The following is a 3,493-nucleotide window of genomic DNA, read 5'->3' on the forward strand; positions in this document are numbered from 1 at the left end:
GTAGCGGGGGGCCGGGAGGGTGTCGGTCGGGTCGGGTGTTCCGTCCTCGCCGGTGTTCCCGTCCCCGTCCCCGCTCCCGTCCCCGCCCGCGGTGGGGCGTTCGTCGTGGCCGAGACCGGCGTCGACCGGGCCCCGGCGGGCGTGGCGGGCGAGGAGCCAGGCGTTGAGGACGGCGAGCAGGACGAAGACCGTGGTGAAGACGGTGAGGGAGAGGCGCATGGTGCCGGGGGAGAGGTCCGAGACCGCGTCCTCCGTCTTCAGCAGCCCGTAGACCACCCAGGGCTGCCGCCCGGACTCCCGGAACACCCAGCCGCTGATCATCGCCATGTACGGCAGGGGGACGGCCGCCATCAGGACGAGATGCCACAGGCGGAACCGGAAGACGACCTTCTTGAAGGCGGCCAGGATCACCCCGGCGAAGCACAGGTACATCATCAGCGCGAAGCAGATCAGCATCACCAGCGCGCCGCCCCGGGTCCACGCCTCCGAGGGCACGTAGTCACCGGGTCCGAAACGTTCCGTCAGTTCTGCCTGGACCCGCGCGATCTCCGAGGTCTTCCCGCTGAACACGGCCGACTTCATCGGCTGGAAGGCGTCGAGGACGGCGAACTGCACCCCGCCGAAGACGGCGGTCACCATCAGCGCGGGCGCCGAGAGGAACACGCCGATCCGCAGGCTGCGGCCGAAGAACTCCCACTCGGGGCTGCGCCGGAACAGGTGGTACGCGCTCACCCCGGCCATGAAGAACCCCGCCGTGAGCAGCGCGCCCGCCACGATGTGCCCGAAGGCGAGCAGCGCGGAGGGGTTCGTCAGCACCGCGACCGGGTCGTCGAGGACGAGCTCGCCGTTCTCGGAGCCGTACCCCACGGGGTGGTTGAGGAAGCCGTTGGAGACGAGGATCCAGTACGCCGAGACGTACGCGGTCAGGACGACGACCCAGATCGCCGCCAGGTGGGCCCAGCGGTTGAGCCGGTTCCAGCCGAAGATCCACAGGCCGAGGAAGGTCGACTCGACGAAGAACGCCACGACCGTCTCGACGGCGAGCGAGGCCCCGAGGATGTTGCCCGCCTCGTGGGTCAGTCCGCTCCACGTCATGCCGAACTGGAACTCCATCACCAGGCCGGTGACGATGCCGACCGCGTAGTTGATCACGTACAGCTGGCCCCAGAACCGCACCATGCGCGCGTCCAGCGGCTTCCGGCTGAACGTGGCCCGCGTCTGGAGCACGGCCACGACGGTCGCGAGCCCCAGCGTGAGGGCGACGAAGAGGAAGTGGCCGCCCGCCGTGAGGGCGAACTGCAGCCGCGCGAGATCGAGTACGTCCTGGTTCACCCGATCAGCGTCGGCGTACGGTCAGGGGCCCGGCGTCACCCCGGGGTGGACAGTGGCCGTACCCCAGCGGTTGTGCCTGCCCGCCCGCGCGTACCCCGTGAGTTGCGCCGAGCGGTTCCCGCCGCCTAAGGGTCGGGACACGCCGAGGGGCGGCCCTCGGTCAGGCGAGCCAGCCCGGCGTGATCATCCCCGACTCGTACGCCAGGATCACCAGCTGGGCCCGGTCCCGAACGGCCAGCTTGGTCATGATCCTGCTGACATGGGTCTTCGCGGTCGCGGGGGACAGGACGAGGCGGCCGGCGATCTCGTCGTTCGAGAGCCCGGCGCCCACCAGGCCGAGGACCTCGCGCTCCCGCTCGGTAAGGGCGTTGAGCCGGGGGCTCGGGTCCGGCTGCCGGTCGGCCCGGCCCGCGAACTCCGCGATCAGACGGCGGGTCACGGCCGGGGCGATCAGGGCGTCGCCGCGCGCCACGACCCGTACCGCGTGGAGCAGTTCCATCGGCTCGGTGTCCTTCACCAGGAAGCCCGACGCGCCCGCGCGGAGCGCCCCGTACACATGGTCGTCCGCGTCGAAGGTGGTCAGGATGACCACCCGTACCCCTTCGAGCCGCTCGTCGGCGGTGATGCGGCGAGTGGCCTCAAGGCCGTCGAGGACCGGCATGCGGATGTCCATCAGGACCACGTCCGGGCGCAGTTCGCGGGCGAGCGCGATCGCCTGCTCCCCGTCCCCGGCCTCGCCGACGACCTGGAGGTCCTCCTCGTCGGAGAGGATCGACCGGAAGCCGGCTCGGACCAGGGTCTGGTCGTCGGCGAGCACGACGCGGATCATCGGGGGTCCCCCTCGGAGGCGTCGCTGTCGGACGCGGTGGGTTCGGGTGCGGTCGGGTCGGGCGTGCCTGGTTCGGGCGTGCCTGGTTCGGGGGTGCGTGGTTCGGGCGCGCCGGGTTCCGGGAGCGGCAGTCGCGCGTCCACCAGGAAGCCGCCGTCGTCCCCGTTCCCGGCGGTCAGCCCGCCGCCGAACGCACGGGCCCGCTCGGCCATGCCCCGGATACCGCTGCCCAGGGGACGACCCTCCGGCGCGCCCTCGCCGTCGTCCGCGATCCGCAGCCGCACCGCGTCCGCACCCCAGTCCAGGGTGATGCGGACGGTCCTCGCGCCCGCGTGGCGGGTGACGTTCGTCAGCGACTCCTGCACGATCCGGTACGCGGCCAGGTCGACAGGTGGCGGAAGGGGCACGGGCGTGCCCGTGACGTGCGTACGGACATCGAGACCGGCACTACGCGCGCGTGCGGCGAGATCGCCGAGGAGCGCGAGACCGGAGGACGACGGGGCCGTAGGCGTCGGCTCGTCGGCGCGGCGCAGCACCCCGAGGGTGGCCCGCAGCTCGCGCAGCGCGTCCTTGCTGGTGGACTTCACCGCCTCCAGGGCCTCGGTGGCGGTCGCGAGCCCGGCCTCCGGGGCGGGCCCCTTGCCGAGGCGGTGGAGCGCGGCACCCGACTGGACGTTGATCAGCGAGATGCTGTGGCCGAGCACGTCGTGCACCTCCCGGGCGATCCGCAGCCGCTCCTCGGTGGCGCTCTGCCGGGTCCTGGCCTCCTGCTCCCGCTCGGCGGCCAGCGCACGCTGCTCCACCTCGTGCAGATAGGCCATCCGGGTGCGCTGGGCCCGGCCCACCGCGACGAGGCTGATCAGCCAGCCGGCCAGCATCACGAGCGAGGTGTCGTCGATCTGCCGGTGCCCCGGCCGCTGCCGGATCTCGCCGAGCCCGACCGCGAGGAGGGTCACGGCGGCCAGCGCGACGGCGGCGGCGAAGCGGCCCTCCGCGGCGGTCGTGTACAGCGCCAGCGCGAAGGCGATCATCAGCGGGCCGTCCTGGGCGGACAGCGGGTAGTAGACGACACAGGCGAGCAGCGTGACGACGGAGACGGTGACCGGCTGCCGCCGCCGGAAGTACAGGGCTCCGCACCCGATCAGGATCAGCACCCAGCCGAGCGCCGTACGGATGGTGGGTTCGCTCGCGTACTGCGCGGAGACGAGCGTCCAGACGGCGACGACGAGCAGGACGACACCCGCCACGACGGCATCGGCGGCCCGTGGCGAAAGACGCCCGCCGTCCGGGGAACGGAGGGGGAGGGGCATGCGTCGAAGGATAGGCGGGGGG

Annotated in this window: 3 protein-coding genes; all 3 read right to left on the reverse strand. The window is 72.3% G+C overall.

Going from position 1 to position 3,493, the window contains the following annotated elements:
- Positions 1-1,332 (reverse strand): cytochrome ubiquinol oxidase subunit I (locus tag AOK00_RS35790; protein WP_055604268.1); only part of this gene is annotated, 1,332 nt, incomplete at its 3' end.
- 160 nt (positions 1,333-1,492) lie between these two features.
- Complete coding sequence (locus tag AOK00_RS35795) at positions 1,493-2,161, reverse strand: response regulator (RefSeq protein ID WP_055604269.1); 669 nt, start codon at positions 2,159-2,161, stop codon at positions 1,493-1,495.
- Positions 2,158-3,471, reverse strand: coding sequence for a sensor histidine kinase (locus AOK00_RS35800; RefSeq protein WP_055604270.1), 1,314 nt, complete (start codon positions 3,469-3,471; stop codon positions 2,158-2,160). The genes AOK00_RS35795 and AOK00_RS35800 overlap by 4 nt, the downstream gene beginning before the upstream one ends.
- Positions 3,472-3,493: the final 22 nt, after the last annotated feature.

The sequence above is a fragment of the Streptomyces aureus genome (assembly GCF_001418135.1).
In the GTDB taxonomy this organism is placed as follows: domain Bacteria; phylum Actinomycetota; class Actinomycetes; order Streptomycetales; family Streptomycetaceae; genus Streptomyces; species Streptomyces aureus_A.

Bases quoted from the DNA above. Each gene is read 5' to 3' on its own strand.
- AOK00_RS35800 (WP_055604270.1), bottom strand. From the start codon at position 3,471: ATGCCCCTCCCCCTCCGTTCCCCGGACGGCGGGCGTCTTTCGCCACGG.
- AOK00_RS35795 (WP_055604269.1), bottom strand. From the start codon at position 2,161: ATGATCCGCGTCGTGCTCGCCGACGACCAGACCCTGGTCCGAGCCGGC.